The sequence below is a fragment of the Pseudomonas sp. GW821-FHT02A11 genome, assembly GCF_059421985.1.
Genome location: NZ_JBWKWB010000005.1, coordinates 82,833 through 100,403, shown reverse-complemented (window position 1 = coordinate 100,403; position 17,571 = coordinate 82,833). Strand labels below are relative to the sequence as shown.

Annotated in this window: 16 protein-coding genes; 9 read left to right on the top strand and 7 right to left on the bottom strand. The window is 60.8% G+C overall.

Features of this window, described 5'->3' with window-relative positions; translation table 11 throughout:
• Positions 1–216 precede the first annotated feature (216 nt).
• The 5 genes from AC07V9_RS09770 to AC07V9_RS09750 all read left to right on the top strand — a co-directional run bounded on the left by AC07V9_RS09770 (position 217) and on the right by AC07V9_RS09750 (position 3,848).
• A complete protein-coding gene (locus AC07V9_RS09770; RefSeq protein WP_495015516.1) occupies positions 217–1,113 on the top strand; it encodes a chemotaxis protein CheV in 897 nt (298 codons plus the stop codon).
• Positions 1,114–1,154: 41 nt separating this feature from the next.
• The gene (locus AC07V9_RS09765) at positions 1,155–1,616 is read left to right on the top strand and encodes a GNAT family N-acetyltransferase (RefSeq protein ID WP_495015515.1); all 462 of its coding nucleotides are present in this window, start codon (positions 1,155–1,157) and stop codon (positions 1,614–1,616) included.
• 51 nt (positions 1,617–1,667) lie between these two features.
• Positions 1,668–1,991: a hypothetical protein gene (locus AC07V9_RS09760; protein WP_495015514.1), complete on the top strand. Its 324-nt coding sequence runs from the start codon at positions 1,668–1,670 to the stop codon at positions 1,989–1,991.
• Between the two features lie 132 nt (positions 1,992–2,123).
• A complete protein-coding gene (locus AC07V9_RS09755; protein ID WP_495015513.1) occupies positions 2,124–2,876 on the top strand; it encodes a YkgJ family cysteine cluster protein in 753 nt (250 codons plus the stop codon).
• A 9-nt stretch (positions 2,877–2,885) separates the two neighbouring features.
• Positions 2,886–3,848 carry a GlxA family transcriptional regulator gene (locus AC07V9_RS09750; RefSeq protein WP_495015512.1) on the top strand — a complete coding sequence of 321 codons (963 nt, stop codon included), beginning with the start codon at positions 2,886–2,888 and terminating at the stop codon, positions 3,846–3,848.
• Positions 3,849–4,014: 166 nt separating this feature from the next.
• Here AC07V9_RS09750 and AC07V9_RS09745 read toward each other — a convergent pair whose 3' ends face one another.
• From AC07V9_RS09745 to AC07V9_RS09715, 7 genes are all read right to left on the bottom strand, one after another.
• Positions 4,015–4,251 (bottom strand): hypothetical protein, encoded by a 237-nt coding sequence (locus tag AC07V9_RS09745; RefSeq protein ID WP_495015511.1) that lies wholly within the window; start codon positions 4,249–4,251, stop codon positions 4,015–4,017.
• A 107-nt stretch (positions 4,252–4,358) separates the two neighbouring features.
• The gene (locus AC07V9_RS09740; protein ID WP_495015510.1) at positions 4,359–5,351 is read right to left on the bottom strand and encodes a fimbrial protein; all 993 of its coding nucleotides are present in this window, start codon (positions 5,349–5,351) and stop codon (positions 4,359–4,361) included.
• Positions 5,352–5,353: 2 nt separating this feature from the next.
• The gene (locus AC07V9_RS09735; RefSeq protein WP_495015509.1) at positions 5,354–6,079 is read right to left on the bottom strand and encodes a fimbrial biogenesis chaperone; all 726 of its coding nucleotides are present in this window, start codon (positions 6,077–6,079) and stop codon (positions 5,354–5,356) included.
• Positions 6,076–8,637, bottom strand: coding sequence for a fimbria/pilus outer membrane usher protein (locus AC07V9_RS09730; protein WP_495015508.1), 2,562 nt, complete (start codon positions 8,635–8,637; stop codon positions 6,076–6,078). Before AC07V9_RS09730 ends, AC07V9_RS09735 begins: the two co-directional genes overlap by 4 nt.
• 133 nt (positions 8,638–8,770) lie before the next feature.
• Positions 8,771–9,523, bottom strand: a complete 753-nt coding sequence (locus tag AC07V9_RS09725; protein ID WP_495015789.1) for a fimbrial biogenesis chaperone — start codon at positions 9,521–9,523, stop codon at positions 8,771–8,773.
• Between the two features lie 61 nt (positions 9,524–9,584).
• Complete coding sequence (locus AC07V9_RS09720) at positions 9,585–10,169, bottom strand: fimbrial protein (RefSeq protein WP_495015507.1); 585 nt, start codon at positions 10,167–10,169, stop codon at positions 9,585–9,587.
• Positions 10,170–10,496: 327 nt separating this feature from the next.
• Positions 10,497–10,727: a hypothetical protein gene (locus AC07V9_RS09715; protein ID WP_495015506.1), complete on the bottom strand. Its 231-nt coding sequence runs from the start codon at positions 10,725–10,727 to the stop codon at positions 10,497–10,499.
• Between the two features lie 362 nt (positions 10,728–11,089).
• On the opposite strand from AC07V9_RS09715, the gene AC07V9_RS09710 reads away from it, so the two are divergent.
• From AC07V9_RS09710 to AC07V9_RS09695, 4 genes are read left to right on the top strand one after another with little or no spacing between them, the layout of a single operon-like run.
• Positions 11,090–12,256 (top strand): efflux RND transporter periplasmic adaptor subunit, encoded by a 1,167-nt coding sequence (locus AC07V9_RS09710; protein WP_495015505.1) that lies wholly within the window; start codon positions 11,090–11,092, stop codon positions 12,254–12,256.
• Complete coding sequence (locus AC07V9_RS09705) at positions 12,253–15,387, top strand: multidrug efflux RND transporter permease subunit (RefSeq protein WP_495015504.1); 3,135 nt, start codon at positions 12,253–12,255, stop codon at positions 15,385–15,387. The genes AC07V9_RS09710 and AC07V9_RS09705 overlap by 4 nt, the downstream gene beginning before the upstream one ends.
• 24 nt (positions 15,388–15,411) lie before the next feature.
• On the top strand, positions 15,412–16,104 hold the full coding sequence (locus AC07V9_RS09700; RefSeq protein ID WP_495015503.1) for a heavy metal response regulator transcription factor: 693 nt from the start codon (positions 15,412–15,414) through the stop codon (positions 16,102–16,104).
• Positions 16,094–17,458, top strand: a complete 1,365-nt coding sequence (locus tag AC07V9_RS09695; protein WP_495015502.1) for a heavy metal sensor histidine kinase — start codon at positions 16,094–16,096, stop codon at positions 17,456–17,458. The genes AC07V9_RS09700 and AC07V9_RS09695 overlap by 11 nt, the downstream gene beginning before the upstream one ends.
• Positions 17,459–17,571 lie beyond the last annotated feature (113 nt).

The following is a 17,571-nucleotide window of genomic DNA, read 5'->3' as shown; positions in this document are numbered from 1 at the left end:
ATTTTTCAATGGGTTATCTAATAATTGTCATTTTGACTCATAGCGCATCGAAGTCATAAAGACAAACCACAGGTCATTTCGACAACATTCCCGGGTGCTCGAAACGTCGTACAGGCCAAAAGCGCTAAAGCCTGCCTGCGCGGAGTCGATAAACCGACATCGAAAGCTGTTTGCTGGCATCGGCTGCAAACAGATACCGCATCACAGAAGGTTCATATGTCCAAAAACGTCCGCGCAGATTCACTCTCGCTTCTGCTGTTCACGTTACGCAGCGGAAAGCTGATGGCGATCAACCTGCTCAAGGTCAGCGAAATCATTCCCTGCCCTCCTCTCACGCGCCTGCCCGAATCGCACCCGCACGTTAAAGGTGTGGCGACACTGCGCGGCAACTCGCTCTCAGTCATCGACCTGAGTCGCGCCATTGGCGAGCGACCGTTGCTCGACCCCGACGGCGGCTGCCTGATCGTCACTGACGTCAGCCGCTCCAAGCAGGGTTTGCATGTGCAGGCGGTCAGCAAGATCGTCCACTGCCTGACCACCGACATTCGCCCGCCGCCCTTCGGTTCGGGCAATAAATCGTTCATCACGGGCGTGACGCAGGTCGACGGCACGCTGGTCCAGGTGCTGGATATCGAGAAAGTCATTCACGGGATTTCCCCTGCGCAGATCGCGGCGCAACCTGCCGAGCTCAGCCCCGAAGAGGTGGAAGTCTTGACCAAGGCGCGGATCCTGGTAGTCGATGACAGCCAGGTCGCGCTGCAACAATCGGTCATCACCCTGCGCAATCTGGGCATCGAATGCCACACCGCGCGCAGTGCTCGGGAAGCGATCGATCATCTGCTCGACCTGCAAGGCACCGCGCAGCAGATCAACGTGGTGGTATCCGACATCGAGATGTCGGAAATGGACGGCTACGCATTCACGCGAACCCTGCGCGAAACGCCTGACTTCCAGCAGCTTTACGTGTTGTTGCACACTTCGCTGGACAGCGCGATGAACGCCGAAAAAGCCAAGGCTGCAGGCGCCAACGCGGTGTTGACCAAGTTTTCCTCACCCGAGCTGACACGATGCTTGATCGAAGCTGCGCGCACAGTCGAGACCCAAGGGATCTGAGGCCCGCTCCCGGCGACGTATCCACCGGCCATTACTGGCTGATGCGTCGCGACCTTGACCAGCCGCCTCACGAGGTAATCTGGCCAGCAGATCTGCGCCTGACAGATTTCACCCTCCAGAATGCAGCCGCCGTGCACCAGCTGTTGATGCTCGGCACCAAGCTGGGTGGCGGTCGCGTGGCGGATTTCAAGACCTGGCTGGACGCATTCGAAAGCGACCCGGAGTTCGATCCACAACTGTGCTTTGTTGTGCAGGACCCGCTGGGGGTGGTCGCTGTCGCGCAATGCTGGACCAGCTCATTCATCCGCAATCTGGTGGTTCATCCACGCATGCAAGCTCGCGGCGTGGGCCAGACGTTGCTGGGGCACGTGTTTCAGGCTTTTGCCGAGCGTCGCGAAGGGCGTGTGGATCTGAAGGTCATGGAAGACAATCTTAAGGCGCGGCGCCTGTATGAGCGCGCTGAAATGTACTACGTGCGGCGCCACGAACTAGAACCCCGTTGAGCCAGTCAAAGTCGTTGTCATTCTGCTGATAACGACAACGATGGAGCCCCCATGAAAAGGACCACCCTGCTGTTTCTCGCGCTTACTGCCATCGCAGGTCAGGCCAGCGCTTCCAGCCCGGACGCCTGGAAAGCCTTCGACAAGACCCTGGTCGACAGCTGCGTCGCCGCCAGCTCCTTGAAAAACGCTAAGCCCGCCGGCGCTTCTGCGATGTTCGATGACAGCGTCGGCTACAGCGCACTGCTGATCAAAGGCCAGTACAAGCAGGCCTTCATGAAGAATAGGACGGGCACCGAACTGTGCCTCTACGACCGCAAGAACAAGAAAGCGCTGATGACTGAGTGGGACAACGTCACCACGCTGCCGAAGAAATAGGCCTGAGCTGCCCCAGACGCTGGCGCATAACTTGCTGCAAATGCCGCCATTTCCAAAACCCTGCTTTGCGCTGACAGATTTTCAACGCAGGGTCTGGATACATTTTTTCTGGTTTGGCGGCGTTTTGTTTCGATGAAAACCCAGTTCTCCTGCGTCGGTTGTGGCAAATGCTGCACCGATCATCATGTTCCGCTGACACTGTCGGAAGCCGCGCAGTGGGCGGCTGATGGTGGTTCGGTGATCGTCTTGACCGAAGCCTTTCTGGCCGACGGCTTTGGCGTTCCCCCTGAGCAGATCACCCACGCCACACGTCGCTCGCAGCCCATCAGCAGTGGCTCGGCCCAGGCCAGAGTTGCCATCACCTTTGCGGCCTACAACGCGGGGCGCTGCCGAAATCTTGACGCCGACAACCGCTGCCGTATCTATGAAAGGCGGCCGTTGGTATGCCGTATCTACCCCATGGAGATCAATCCGCACATCCCGCTGCGCCCCGAGACCAAGAACTGCCCGCCTGAATCCTGGACCCAGGGGCCGGACCTGATCGTCGGCGGGCAACTGGTCGATCGACAGCTGATGGCGCTGATTGAGCAGTCCCGCCAGGCGGACCGCGACGACATCGCCCGTAAGCAGGCCATCTGCATGGCGCTGGGCATCAATACCACGGCGCTCAAGGGCGACGGTTTTGTGGCGTACCTGCCGGACATGGACGCTTTCGCTACTGCTGTCGCGCGTTTCAGCACCGGGGAATTGCCTGCAATTACCGATAACGGCTGGGGCTTTCGCGTCGCAGGCCACGACGCTAGCCACACCCTGCTCCAGGCAGGCGCTCGCGTGGAGACAACAGAGGCAATGAGCTATATGTTCATCCCTTTGCAAAGCGCCTGAGACCCTTCGATGAAAAGCGTTGCGATTGTGCTCTTTCCCCATGTTCAGTCGCTGGACGTGGCCGGCCCGCTGGATGTGTTCGCCGAAGCCAATCGCTTCGTGGCCGAGGGCGACGGCTACACGATCACCACCATTGGTGCCGCGCCCTATCCGATCAATGCCTCGAACGGCATGCCCCTGGGCGCGCAATACCCGCTGGCAGAGGCACCAAAAGCATTCGATATTCTGCTGGTGCCGGGCGGCCCGCTGCTGCCCGAAAGTGAAGAGATGCCGCACCTTACCGCGTGGTTGCATGAAGCAACGCCACTGGCCGGGCGCTATGGCTCGATCTGCACCGGGGCGTTCATTCTCGGCCATGCCGGGCTGCTCGATGACAAACAGGCCGCGACCCACTGGAGCCATGCGCAGCAGTTGGCGGACCTGTTCCCGAGAGCGCGGGTCGAGCCGGACCGGATCTATGTGCGTGATGGCAAACTCATGACCTCGGCGGGTGTCACGGCGGGGATCGACATGGCACTGGCGCTGGTGGCCGAGGACCACGGCCCGGCGATTGCACTGGCCGTCGCCAAGCGCTTGCTGGTGGTGGCTCAGCGTCAGGGCGGGCAGTCGCAATTCAGCCCCTACCTCAATGCCTCGGTGGACGATGACTCGCCGGTGGCGAAGATTCAGCGCTACGTCATGGAGCACATCAGCGAGCCGTTTTCAGTAGAGCGCCTGGCGCAAGTGGTGTCGATGAGCCCGCGCAGCTTTGCCCGGGTGTTCGCCCGCGACGCCAAGGTCACGCCCGCCGAGTTCGTACAGCGGGCCCGAATCGACGCTGCCCGGCGTTTGCTGGAGGGCAGCGAGATGGTGATCAAGGCAGTGGCGTATCACTGTGGCTTCGGCAGCGCGGCGCGCATGCGGCTTATTTTCAGCCAGCGCCTGGGCGTCACGCCGACGCAGTATCGGGACAGTTTTCGCAAGGAAGGGTGAAGACGCTGCAGATGCCTGGATGGAAAGCAGAACTGTGGGAGCGAATTCATTCGCGAGAGGCCAGTACTGGCAGCAAATCTTCATCGCCAGAACTATTTTTCGCGAATGAATTCGCTCCCACAGAGGCTAGCAACAAACCCGCACGATTCGGGCGTTCAGCTACCGATCAGCGCTTGCCCATCGAACGCCGGGTGCCGGACGGTGCGGCGCCCGGGCGTTTGTCGTGATTCGATTTGCCCGCGCCTTTGTAAGGGGTCGTCTGCTTCTTGGCGTGCAGCAACTCGCCCGGTTTGAAGGGGAAGCTGAACGCCGGAATCGCCGGTTTTTTCTCGCCGGATTCGGCGTGGGTATCAGCAGGTTCGACAGCCAGGTCGGGAGCTGATGGGTGTTCGAGGGTGGTCATGAAAGCTCCGTAATCGCTAGACGGTCGAGGGATGAGCAGGCGCTGCCCGCAAGCCGCGCAGCATACCTCAATCCCCTCCCGGCCGCCCGTGACAGCCGAGCAACGGCCTATTTGTAGAACAGATCCACCAGCACTTCGGCGGAAAACGCGCCGGGTGTCGGGGTGTTGGTCTGCCACACCAGCTCGGCGTTGAAATCAGCGGTGGCCGAATAGGTGCCGTCCGGCAGATCAATAATGTGAAACGGCTCGTTGAAACGGATCGGCCGATGAGCAGGCGCATGGGTGATGCGGATGCCGATGCTGTCGTTATTGCTCGGCACCAGCACGTCCCCCGACAGCGTGCCGGACACCGGCGTGAATCTGGCATTGAGGCTGAAGGGCGAATCGCAGATGCGGCTGGCGGCCAATGCAAAACGCTGAAAGGTCGCCACCTCGCCCACCCGAACATTCCTGATCGGCACGATGCCAAATTCAACGGTTTCCGGCAGCACACGCAGCTCAGCGTTACAGGCCACAAAGCGCAACCCCATGAGGTTGTTGATGACGTAGTTGAGGTTGTTGTCGGGCAGTGGATTCATGCCATCAACGCTGTCTACCTGAAACATGCGGTAGTCGGTAACGCCACTGGCCACACCTGAGGGCGGCGTCGGGCCGTACTTCTGGATGAACACCGAAAACGGCAGGTTGAAGCGGGCCTTCGGGCAAGCCGTGACGTTACCGGCGCCCTCGGTGCAGGCAGGCAGCACCTGCTGCGTGGGAATTCGCCCGTTGCTTTGCACGTAATCGATACCGTTGAGTGTCAGGCCTGCCCGAATACCTTCGCCGATCTGAACGTTGTCCGGGTTCAGGTACAACACCACTTCTTCGGCAGGCCCGGATTGCTCACGCGAACACTCCACGGCCACATTCAGCCGGTCTGAACGCCAGACCACACTTGCGTCTGGCAACGTCGCAGGGATGGCGACGCTGCTGTTCAGGTCGGCGCGAATCACGGTCTCGCCCGAGCCTTGGGTTTTGCAGGTCATGGCCATGCCGGTGGCCGGCATCAGCAACGCCAACAGAAACGCCGGACACCTGCGTGAAAAAGAAAAGGTCGTCATGGTCAGCATTGCTCTGTCGTTGAAGGAAACGAAAGTACCTGCACGCAAAACTCGCGCTGCCCGCCGTAATCGGTCAGGGCCTTGAAGCGCAGACGCCCCTCCCCGACCGGCCCGGAAAGCCCAAGTGCATGTGCGGAGAAAGGTTCGAGCATCAGGTCTTCACGAATCGCGCGACCGTTGAGCGCAATGTTCAGCAGCGAGACATGGAAGGGTGTCGGGTTACGCACGTGAAGCACGTCGGAGTTCTGAGCGTCCCGTTGCCAGACGAGGCGCATAGGCACGTCGGACGGATCCCCGGCAAGGCCCGGCGGGCGATAGAACACGTTGATGCGCTGGCGCACCGCAATGTTCAACTGCTGCGGCGCGGCGCTACGACGAGGCACTTCCAGCACGTACAGGTGCAGCAGCGACTCGCGATCGGTTGGCATCCCGATACCTTCATAAAGCACCCGCAGTGTTTGTCTGCCCTGGGCCGCAAGTTGCGCCAGCGGCGGCGTGAGCACGAACGGCAAGTCTTGCGAGGTGGGCTGATCCGCCTTGGCATCGGCGATCCAGGCCTGAATCAGCACCTGCGCGGTGCCCGGATTACTGACCTCGATCGTCGCCTCACGAAAACGCCCGTCGAACACCAGGCGTGTTCCGGCCAGCGATACCACGGCGTGAGCATCGAGGCAGAACAGCATCGCCAGGACGCATTTCACGATGGTGCCCTTCAGCGAGGCCTTCATCGGCAGACCACCTTGACCCGATCGTAGGTCCGCTGCGGGTCCCGCGCAGGCAGCTCGAATGGCGCCTGACACTGTTGATCCGACCATTTCACCACCAGCGCGCCACTGTCCTGCTCGCTCAATACCAACGCGCGGCCAGTGGGATCGACGGCTGCCAGCAGCTTGCCGTGCTCGTCCTCCACCATGGCGCCAAGGGGTAAATGGCTGGCGTCTTCGCGCACCAGCTCAAACTGCACACGTCGCCCCACCTGGGCCTTGAAATTCACCACAGGCACCGCACCGCGACGCGGGATGACCTGAGTGACGGCGTTTGCCAACTCGACATCGGCGCCCAGTTGGCGGGTGTCGAGGCTGACCCAGTTGGCTCGATAAGGTTGGGCGTAAGGCAGGATCGCGTAACCGTTACTCGCGGTTTCGATGTTGCTGTAATTGCTCAGGCGAGCCCCCGGAACATCCTTGACCCGCACCAGCGCGAAGGTTTCGCCCAGAGGCTGGCCAAAATTCACGCCCCCCGCATGAGCAACCACTGACCCGGCCGCGCCCATGCTGAAAGCCTTGAAGTCGCGGCCCTGACCGTAGCCAGCGTCGAAGCGGCCAAAGCCAGTGGTCGTGTTGAGCTTGCCGAACCCCGATGAGCCCGAGCGGCTGTCGCGCCCAGCCTGCAGCGAATAGAAGGTGTTGCGATCATCGAAGACCTGACCGTTCAGGCCCGCCTGCAGATCCTGATCACCCGAGCCGTCGCGCACGGCATTGAAAAACGCCCGCGACGAGGACGGACTGTCGCCCAGCGGCAGGCTCAAGGTGAGCGCGATGCGGTTGTCCGACTGGCGTTGCCCGTCGCGCAGAAACGTCTGGTTACGCTCCAGCGACACGCCATAGCTGAGGCTGCGCCACGCCGCGTTCCACGACAGGTACAGCTGCCGAGTCTTGCCGGTGGCATCCCAGTAACGCTGCTCGGATCCGGTAAAGCTCAACGACGCAGACTGCTCGGGTAGCGCCTGGGTCAGGTTGAATTCGATGCGGTCCCTGGCGCGCGCAACGCTGTTGCCCTCGATGGCGCGGCGCTCTTCGACATGCTCATCGAAGGTGCGGTACTGGTCGGTGGAATAGCGATAACCGGCGACGGCCAGGGTGGTGTTGGTCGGGGCCAGGGTGTTGGCATAACGTACGCGCAGGCTGTGCCCGGCGTGGCTTTCACGCACCTGCTGGCTGCTCGATTGAGTCAGGTCCACAGACACCGCGCCCAACCCGGTATTGGCCCCCGCACCGATATTGACCGCGCGAAAATCCTCGGCCATCTGTGCGCCGCCGGACAGCGTGACCCGCTCCGTCAGACCGTAGATCAATGTCGCACTGGAGAACGACGGCGAATCGCCCCCGTCATCAAAGCTGTCGTACTGACCCGCAGCGACGCTATAGCGCAACGTGCCTTTGGGCACCATGATTGGCAATGACGCGTAGGCCTGTACGAAAACGCGCTTGCGCCCGTCAGCCTCAGTGACAGTCACCTCCAGATCACCGTTCGAGCCGCTGGGGTAAATGTCCGAGATCTCGAATGGCCCCGGCGACACGTTGCCGCTGTAGAGCACGAAATCGTTCTGGCGCACCTCCACAGTGGCGTTGGTTTCGGCGATGCCCCGAATGACTGGCGCGTAAACCCGTTCGCTGTCGGGCAGCATGCCGTCGTCGGACGCCAGCATTGCACCTGTGAACCGCACGCTGTCGAAGACCTGCGAATCGGTGAAGGTTTCGCCCAGGGTCAGCTGGCTCTTGAGGGCGGTCACGTCGCGCTGCAGGAAAGTCCTGTTGCTGCGAAATCGATAAGGCTGAGCATCGCCGTAGACCACCGAGGACTCGTTGCGCAGTCGCCATGCCCCAAGATTCAGACCGTTGCGCAGGCCGAGGTAATACTGGTCCTGAGTCTGATCGCGGCGCACGCGACGCGCGCCGCTGAAGCTGTAATTGACGAACCCGGCTGTCTCGCCCTCGTCCCACAACTCGGGCGCCACATAGCCGCGAACACTGCGCAGCATCAGGGCCTGAGGAATACTGATGTTCAGTCGCAAGCTGGTGGGCTGGTATTCCACATGAGCGAATTCGACTCTGGCCTGCAAGTCGAAACAATGATTCGAAGCCTCATCGGCAGTGCTCAATGCCGAGGTGTCCATACCGAACTGAGCAAGCATCTCCAAGGTCAGGCAGGCCTCGATCGCGCCATTGACGGGGTTGGCCAGAAAGTGGATATCACGTCGCCCACTCAAGGCGCGGTTAACGTAGATATCGACGCGGTAAGTGCCAGGGACCACGCTGTTGCCCTGCAGAAAGGTTTCCAGGTCTGCTGGCTGATCGGTTCCTTGGATGAAAGCCGTGTTGAACTTCACCCCCGAAGGGGCCGCAGAGGGGGGTGTGCTGTCACCGTTGCCGTCAGTCATTGCCATCGCGCTGGAGCCCATCGTCCATGCAATCGCCGCAGCGACACAGGTGGCTAATCGATTACGTACCCATGGCAGACCGGTGCGCGTACTGCGTCGATGGGTGTTTTTGTTTCGCCGTTCCATTAGCTCATTTCACTCGTACGCTGAGTGTCGACACGCCAGGAATTCCTTTCCCGACGGCATGCGACTCAGGAGCCGGACGTGCATCCGGCTCGAAAATTGGGGTCACGAAAAATTCCGGCCAGCGTGGCGGTGGCTAGTCGGAGCTCGGTTCGGCCTTGCTGGCCTGGATTGACCGGTCGCCGGACACCTTCGCGCGGTAAGGCTCCTGGGCGCCAAAATCGTTGATGCTGATGAACGCCAGATCCACCGACGCGTTACGGCCAAGCGGCTTTAATGGCAGTTGCACGCGGGCCTTGGGCGGCAACATCCGGCTGTTTTCCTGAAAGACCACTTGCCCTTGATACGTCGCCGCCAACTTGATCATCGATACGTGGTAAGGCCCGGGATTGAAGACTTCCAGCTGTCCGTCGCGCAGTTGCCACTGCAGGGTCTGCGCAGCCTTGAGCGGGTCTTCGGTCAGGCTCTGCGGCCGATAGAACAGCTTGATGCGCTGACGGATGGCGATCTGCAGCTCATTCTCGCGAGCTGTCTGGGGAATTTCCTGAACGTTAAGCCACAGTACTGATTCGCGGTCGCTCGCCAGGCCCTCGCCGGAATAGATGATGCGGATCAACTGCCGGGCATTGCCGGGCATCCGCGCCAGCGACGGGGTAATCGCGAACAGCGGACTCGCCGCCGGGGTTTCGCTGTCGGCCTCGAGCCAGGACTGCGCCAGAATCTCAGACGTCCCGGTGTTATGGACTTGCAGGCTGACTTCCTTGTCCGTCGCCGGGTAGATGACTCGCGTGGTGCTCAACACGATACCGGCCTGAGCCTGGGCAGCCAGCGTCATCGCCAGCACCACCCACAGCCCTGCCGCCGAATACCGGAGAAGATGGGAAAACATCATGGGAGCGTCTCTCGACCAGAGGGTGGCGGAGCCAGCAACGCTCGCTCCGCCGGTGACATCACTGATAATCCATCACGAATGGCAGGAAGGCATCCGCGTTGCCCGGATTGGTGCTCGCACCGTTGAGCACGTACACCGCACCAAAGTTGAGTTCGGCCGTAGCGCCGCCAGCGCCGTCCTTGACGAGTGCTGCGTCGATGGTTTCGTTGCCGCTGAGGTCCATCAGTTGATAGGAGGAGTTCAGCAGGCCGATACCCACACCGTCAGCCGCGCCGGTGGTGCGCAGCAGACGCTGGTCGAGGTTATCCAGGCCGCTGCCCTGACGCGCCACGAAACGCATGTTCACGGTGTTGTACAGCGCGGCGCCGCCGGTGCAATTGACCAGCAATTGAATCGGCGAAGCGGTTTCCAGCCGGTTGTCGGCGAAGCGGCCGATCTCGGCGAACGAAACATTGCCCAGGTCGACGTTGATCTCGCCAGGGTTCGTACCGGCACTGGCGCCAGTCCCCGCGCCGATGTCGCACGTGATGTCGGTCAGCGTGCCATTGAGCACCAGCCTGCCGTTGTTTGCCGCGTTGGCAGTGCCCATCGCGCTCAAGCCCATAGCAGCCACGATAGCCAGAGAAAGAGAGATCTTTTTCATGTTAACGACGTTCCTTGTGTCAATTCGTGTGTGCCCCAAGAGGACGACGAGGACTATAAGCGGGCGCTTCAAGGACGGCTGTCAGGCTATCTACCTAGAACTTGCAGAAATGACAGTGGAGCGTGCCAGACGTTTCTGTAGGACTTATCAGATCGTGCTTACACGCCTGTGTTTGCTAGGGCTTGCGGGGCGAGCACGGAAAAAATCGTGGGGCACCTTTGCTCACCGTCTGTAGGGATGGCCCGCCATTGGCAACGCCCGGACATAAAAAAACCGCCCAAATCGGATTGACCGGGGCGGCTGTTTGCGCTCGAAACGCGTCGTGCGTTACTGGTAGGTGAGGGTCACGATGCCACTGTGGGTGCCCAGGGTGACGGAAGTGCGCTCGACATAGGCCATGGACACAGGCACCGAGGCGCCTTGGCAGGCGTCATCATGCTCGACCAGGCTCAGTGTCAGGCTGGCATTCACTTTCAGGGAGTTGAGCCCGTGCAATGGATTAGGAGTGCTGAGGACTCGCGCCTCGCACCCCGCATTGACCAGTTGGCCGTGGAACATCAGTGCTCTGTCTGTCGCCGAGGCAGAGGGGCCGAACAGTAGGGAAGCCCCGATACACGCGATCGAAAAAAAAGCCGAAAGTGTCTTTTTACTTTTCATCGCCATACTCCGGGTGGATACCCACCTGTAACAGTTAAGTCGACTCAGGGACAATCGACCAGAATTCACGATTTTACTTGTAGGAATTTTCACGCCCCTCTCTTAGGTATCGCCGTCTGGCGTTCTTTCTTTAAGTTCATCCTCCGCCCTTCTCCAACTGACAATATTGACAGGTAGCAGTCATTTTGCTGACCGGGTCCAAGGGTTATAAAGGAGGCTGTCGATTCTGTGCCCTCCACCTTTTTCGCTGGCGTTATCCCTGTATGCACAAACAGAAAAAATCTGTAATAGCCGTTGCCGTACTTGCCGTGCTGATTGCAGTCGGTGTCTGGACGTTCAATCGCCCCACCGAGAGAAAAGTCAGTGCGCCTGCTGCGGTGCCGGTCCAAGTGATCAACGTGGTCGAAGCGGACGTGCCGCGCTACGTCACGGGCATCGGCTCGGTGCTGTCGCTGCAAAGCGTGGTGATCCGTCCACAGGTCGACGGCATCCTCACCCGGCTGCTGGTAAAAGAGGGCCAACAGGTCAAGACCGGCGATCTGCTGGCGACCATCGACGACCGATCCATTCGCGCCGCCCTCGAACAGGCCAAGGCGCAACTGAGCCAAAGCCAGGCGCAACTGGATGTCGCAGAAGTCGATTTGAAGCGCTACAAGTTGCTCACCGTCGACAACAGTATTTCCAAACAGCAATACGATCAGCAGCAAGCGCTGGTCAATCAGCTCAAGGCCACGGTGCTGGGCAACCAGGCGTCGATCAACGCCTCGCAAGTGCAACTTTCCTACACTCAGATTCGCTCCCCGGTGACAGGGCGTGTCGGCATTCGCAACGTCGATGAGGGTAATTTCCTGCGCGTCAGCGACGCCATCGGGTTGTTCTCGGTGACCCAGATTGATCCGGTGTCGGTGGAGTTTTCCCTGCCTCAGCAAATGCTTCCCACCCTGCACGACCTGCTGGCTTCCCCGGAGCCTGCCAAGGTCAATGCCTACATGGGCGACGGCGTCACCGGCACCCTGCTGGGCGAAGGCAAGCTGACCCTGATCGACAATCAGGTCGCCGCCACCACGGGCACGATTCGCGCCAAGGCGACCTTCGATAATGCCGCTGAAAAACTCTGGCCCGGCCAATTGGTCAGCGTGCGCATCCAGACCGCCATCGACCGTAATGCCCTGAGAGTCCCGCCGCAGGTGGTGCTGCGCGGCATCGACCAGCATTACGTCTATCGGGTCAAGGGCGACCAGGTTGAAGTGGTGCCGGTCAAGGTGCTGTATCAGAGCAGCGACCTGATCCTGATCAGCGGCGTGAACGTCAACGATGTGCTGGTCAGCGATGGCCAGTCGCGCCTGAAGAACGGCTCGCATATCGAAGTGGTCAAGGCTGATCCAGTCGACACCCTGGCCGATGCCACGTCCAGCGGAGCCGTCAAATGAAGGGGCATGGTTCGATTTCCGCGTGGTGCGTGAATCACCCGATCGCCACTGTACTGCTGACCTTCGCCCTGATTCTGCTCGGTTGCATCGCCTTCCCGCGACTGCCCGTGGCGCCGCTGCCGGAAGCTGAATTCCCGACCATTCAGGTTTCAGCCACGCTGCCCGGCGCCAGCCCGGAAACCATGGCCTCGTCGGTGGCAACGCCGTTGGAAGTGCAGTTCAGCGCCATCCCCGGCATGACCCAGATGACCTCCAGCAGCGCCTTGGGCTCGACCAACCTGACCCTGCAATTCGTCCTCAACAAGAGCATCGACACCGCAGCACAAGAGGTTCAGGCCGCGATCAACACCGCATCGGGCCGACTGCCCGCGGACTTGCCCACCGCGCCGACCTGGCGCAAGGTCAACCCGGCGGACAGCCCGGTGCTGATCCTCAGTGTCAGCTCCAACCTGATGCCCAGCACCGAGCTGAGCGATGTCACCGAATCCCTGCTGGCCCGTCAGCTGAGTCAGATCAACGGCGTAGGCCAGGTCGCGATCACCGGTCAGCGTCGTCCGGCCATTCGCGTGCAAGCGGCGCCGGAGAAACTCGCCTCCATCGGCCTGACCCTCGCCGACCTGCGCGGCACGCTGCAACAAACCAGCCTCAATCTCGCCAAGGGCGCGTTGTACGGCAAGGACAGCGTTTCGACATTGGCCTCCAACGACCAGCTGTTTCAGGCCAAGGACTACGATCAGTTGATCGTTTCCTACAAGGACGGTGCTCCTGTTCATCTGCGCGATGTCGCCAAAGTCATCGACGGTTCGGAAAACGCCTACGTCAACGCTTGGTCTGGGGATCAGCAAGGCGTGAACATCGTCGTGTTCCGCCAGCCCGGCGCCAACATCGTCGAGACCGTCGACCGTGTGTTGGGCGAGCTGCCGCGCTTGCAGGAAATGCTCCCGGCGTCAGTGGACGTCACGGTCCTCAGCGACCGCACCAAGACCATCCGCGCCTCGCTGCATGAAGTGGAAATGACCCTGCTGATCGCCATCGTGCTGGTCATCGCAGTCATGGCCCTGTTCCTGCGTCAGTTGTCGGCAACGTTGATCGTGACGGCTGTGCTCGGTGTGTCGCTGGTGGCCAGTTTTGCCCTGATGTACGTGCTCGGCTTCAGCCTCAACAACCTGACGCTGGTGGCGATCGTGGTGGCCGTGGGCTTTGTCGTCGACGACGCTATCGTCGTGGTGGAGAACATTCACCGACACTTGGAAGCCGGCGAAAGCATGCGCGACGCGGCGATCAAGGGCGCGGGGGAAATAGGGTTTACCGTGGTGTCGATCAGCTTCTCGCTGATTGCCGCGTTTATTCCATTGTTGTTCATGGGTGGCGTGGTCGGGCGGCTGTTCAAGGAGTTCGCGCTAACGGCGACGTCGACCATTCTGATTTCGGTGATGGTCTCTCTGACCCTGGCGCCGACGCTGGCAGCGCTGTTCATGCGCGCGCCCAAACACGACCCTGATGCCAAACCCGGATTCGGCGAGCGCCTGCTGGCCAATTACGCCCGTGGCGTGCGTTACGCCCTCGCCCATCAGCGGCTGATGCTGGGGATTTTCGGCCTGACGCTGGTGCTGGCGGTGGCTGGCTACGTGCTCATTCCCAAGGGTTTCTTCCCGGTTCAGGACACCGGCATGGTGCTGGGCACCAGTGAAGCTGCTGCGGATATTTCCTACCCGGACATGGTCGAGAAGCACAAACAGCTGGCGAAGATCATCGGCGAAGACCCGGCGGTCAAAGCGTTCTCGCACTCGGTGGGCGTCAGCGGCAGCAACCAGACCATCGCCAACGGCCGGGTGTGGATCGCCCTGAAAGACCGCGAAGACCGCGACGTTTCCGCCAGCCAGTTCATTGACCGCATCCGTCCGAAACTGGCAAAGATTCCCGGCATCGTCCTGTACTTGCGGGCAGGCCAGGACATCAACCTCAGTTCCGGCCCGAGCCGTGCGCAGTATCAATACGTGCTCAAGAGCAACAACGGCGCGCTGCTCAATGAGTGGACGCAAAAGCTCACGGAAAAACTCAAGTCGATCCCGGCCTTTCGCGACCTGTCCAACGACCTGCAACTGGGCGGCAGCGTCACCCATCTGGACATCGACCGCAGCGCCGCCGCGCGTTTTGGCCTGACCACCGCCGACGTCGATCAGGCGCTGTACGACGCCTTTGGCCAGCGGCAGATCAACGAATACCAGACCGACATCAACCAGTACAAAGTCATTCTCGAACTCGATCCGTCGCAACGCGGCAAGGCCGAGAGCCTGAATTACTTCTACCTGCGCTCGCCGCTGACCAACGAGATGGTGCCGCTGTCGGCACTGGCCAAGGTCGGCGCGCCGAAGATGGGGCCGCTGTCGATCAGTCACGACGGCATGTTCCCGGCGGCCAACCTGTCGTTCAACCTGTCGGCGGGCGTGGCTTTGGGCGACGCGGTGCAGTTGCTCGATCAGGCCAAGAACGAGATCGGCATGCCGGCCTCGATCATCGGCAATTTCCAGGGCGCGGCCCAGGCATTCCAGAGCTCGCTGGCCAACCAGCCGTGGCTGATTCTGGCGGCGCTGGTGGCGGTGTACATCATCCTCGGCGTGCTGTACGAAAGCTTCGTGCACCCGCTGACGATCATTTCCACCCTGCCCTCAGCGGGCATCGGCGCGCTGTTGCTGCTGTGGCTGATGGGCCAGGATTTCTCGATCATGGGCCTGATCGGTATCGTGCTGCTGATCGGCATCGTCAAGAAGAACGGTATCCTGCTGGTGGACTTTGCCCTCGAAGGCCAACGCCATCGCGGGCTGTCGCCGCAAGAGGCGATTTACGAGGCGTGTATCACGCGTTTTCGCCCGATCATCATGACCACGCTGGCCGCCTTGCTCGGTGCCTTGCCGCTGATGCTCGGCTACGGTGTCGGTGCGGAGCTGCGTCAGCCATTGGGCATCGCGGTGGTCGGCGGCCTGTTGGTAAGCCAGGCGCTGACGCTGTTCACCACGCCCGTGATCTACCTGCAACTGGAACGGATTTTCCATCGCAGGCAACCGACCGCCACACCGACCACGCCTTCAACGGCCAAGAAACCTGCGGCAATACTCGCTACTGAAAAGTAAGCATGGAAAAGTGAGAGTGGACCGATGCGTGTCCTGATTATCGAAGACGAAGAGAAAACCGCTGATTACCTGCACCGCGGTCTGACCGAACAGGGTTACACCACGGATGTCGCCCGGGAAGGCATCGAAGGGCTGCACATGGCGCTGGAAAACGAGTACGGGGTGATCATCCTGGACGTCATGCTGCCAGGCCTGGATGGCTACGGCGTATTGCGCGCCTTGCGTGCGCGCAAGCAGACGCCGGTGATCATGCTCACGGCCCGGGAGAACGTCGACGATCGCATTCGCGGCCTGCGTGAGGGCGCCGACGATTACCTGGGCAAGCCGTTTTCCTTTCTGGAACTGGTAGCACGCCTGCAGGCGCTGACCCGTCGCAGCGGCGGTCATGAGCCGGTGCAGATCAGCATCGCCGATTTGTGGATCGACCTGATCAGCCGCAAGGCCACCCGCGCAGGCAGTCGTCTGGATCTGACCGCCAAGGAGTTTTCATTGCTCAGCGTGCTGGCCCGTCGGCATGGGGAGATCCTCTCCAAGACCTCGATTGCCGAGATGGTCTGGGACATCAATTTCGACAGTGACGCCAACGTCGTTGAAGTCGCGATCAAACGCCTGCGCGCCAAGCTCGACGGGCCATTCGAACAGAAACTGCTGCACACCATTCGTGGCATGGGTTATGTGCTCGAAAGCCGTGTACTGGAGCACCGTCGTGGCGAGTAATTCCATCGCCCTGCGCCTGAGCGGCATGTTCGCTCTCGTGGCGCTGCTGGTGTTCCTGCTGATTGGCTGGGCTCTTTACCTGCAAGTGGACAAGGGCCTGGGCCTGCTGCCGGAAGCCGAGGTGGATGCGCGGTACAGCGTGCTCGAATCGGCGGTGCAGCGCTACGGCACGCCCGAGCACTGGGTGAAGATCAACGCCAAACTCAGGCTGCTCAGCGAAGAAGACAAGCGGCTGCGTTTCTGGGTAGTCAGCGACAATCCCAACTATGAGTTCGGTAATCCCGATGCGCAAATTCGTGCATTCGCCAACGGCCCGCTGGGCATGCGCGACCTGAACCTCAATGGTCACGATTACCCGTTCAAAGTGCTGGTCAGTCAGTTCCCGGCCAAAGATCAACGTCCGCCGCTGCGCTTCCTGACCGCCATCGACACCGAAACATTCTGGGAGACTCAGCACTCGCTGCTGATCGCGTTGATCAGCCTTGCCGCCATCGGCATCGTACTGGCGTCCGCGCTGGGCTACTGGGTGGCGCGCATCGGTCTCAAACCGTTGCACGATTTGTCGCTCGAAGCCCGGAAACTGGCGCCGCCACGTCTATCCGGACGCTTGCGGCTATCGCCGCTGCCGCCTGAACTCGATCAGTTCGTGACCTCGTTCAACTCGACGCTGGAACGGGTGGAGCAGGCCTATTCGCGGCTGGAATCTTTCAACGCCGACGTCGCCCATGAACTGCGTTCGCCGCTGACCAACCTCATCGGCCAGACGCAAGTGGCGCTGACACGAGGTCGTTCCGCCGAGCATTATTTCGAGGTGTTGCAATCGAATCTGGAAGAGCTGGAGCGGCTGCGCTCGATCATCAATGACATGCTGTTTCTGGCCAGCGCCGATCAGGGCAGCAAGGCCACGGAGCTGACGCAATCGTCCCTTGCCGAAGAAGTGGCGACGACCCTGGATTATCTGGACTTCATTCTCGAAGACGCCCAGGTGCAGGTTCAGGTCCGGGGCGACGCCCATGTGCCGTTCGAAAAAGCCCACCTGCGCCGGGCGTTGATCAACCTGCTGCACAACGCCGTGCAGCACACCTCGGCGGGGCAGGTCATTCATGTGGACATCCTGGATGAGGGCGATCACGTCAGCATCGGAGTGACCAACCCCGGCGCGCAGATCTCCGGCGAGCACCTGCCCAAGCTGTTCGAGCGTTTTTATCGGGTCGATGCGTCACGCAGCAACAGCGGCGCCAATCATGGCTTGGGGCTGGCGATCGTCAAGGCGATTGCGCTGATGCACGGCGGCACGGTGTTCGCGCGCAGTGAGCATGGGGAGAATACGTTCGGGATCAATTTGCCGAGTTGAGCAATAACACGGCCTGAGGTGTGCCTCTGTGGGAGCGAATTCATTCGCGATACGGTGGGTCAATCGATACATCCGTATCGCCCGAACCATTTTTCGCGAATGAATTCGCTCCC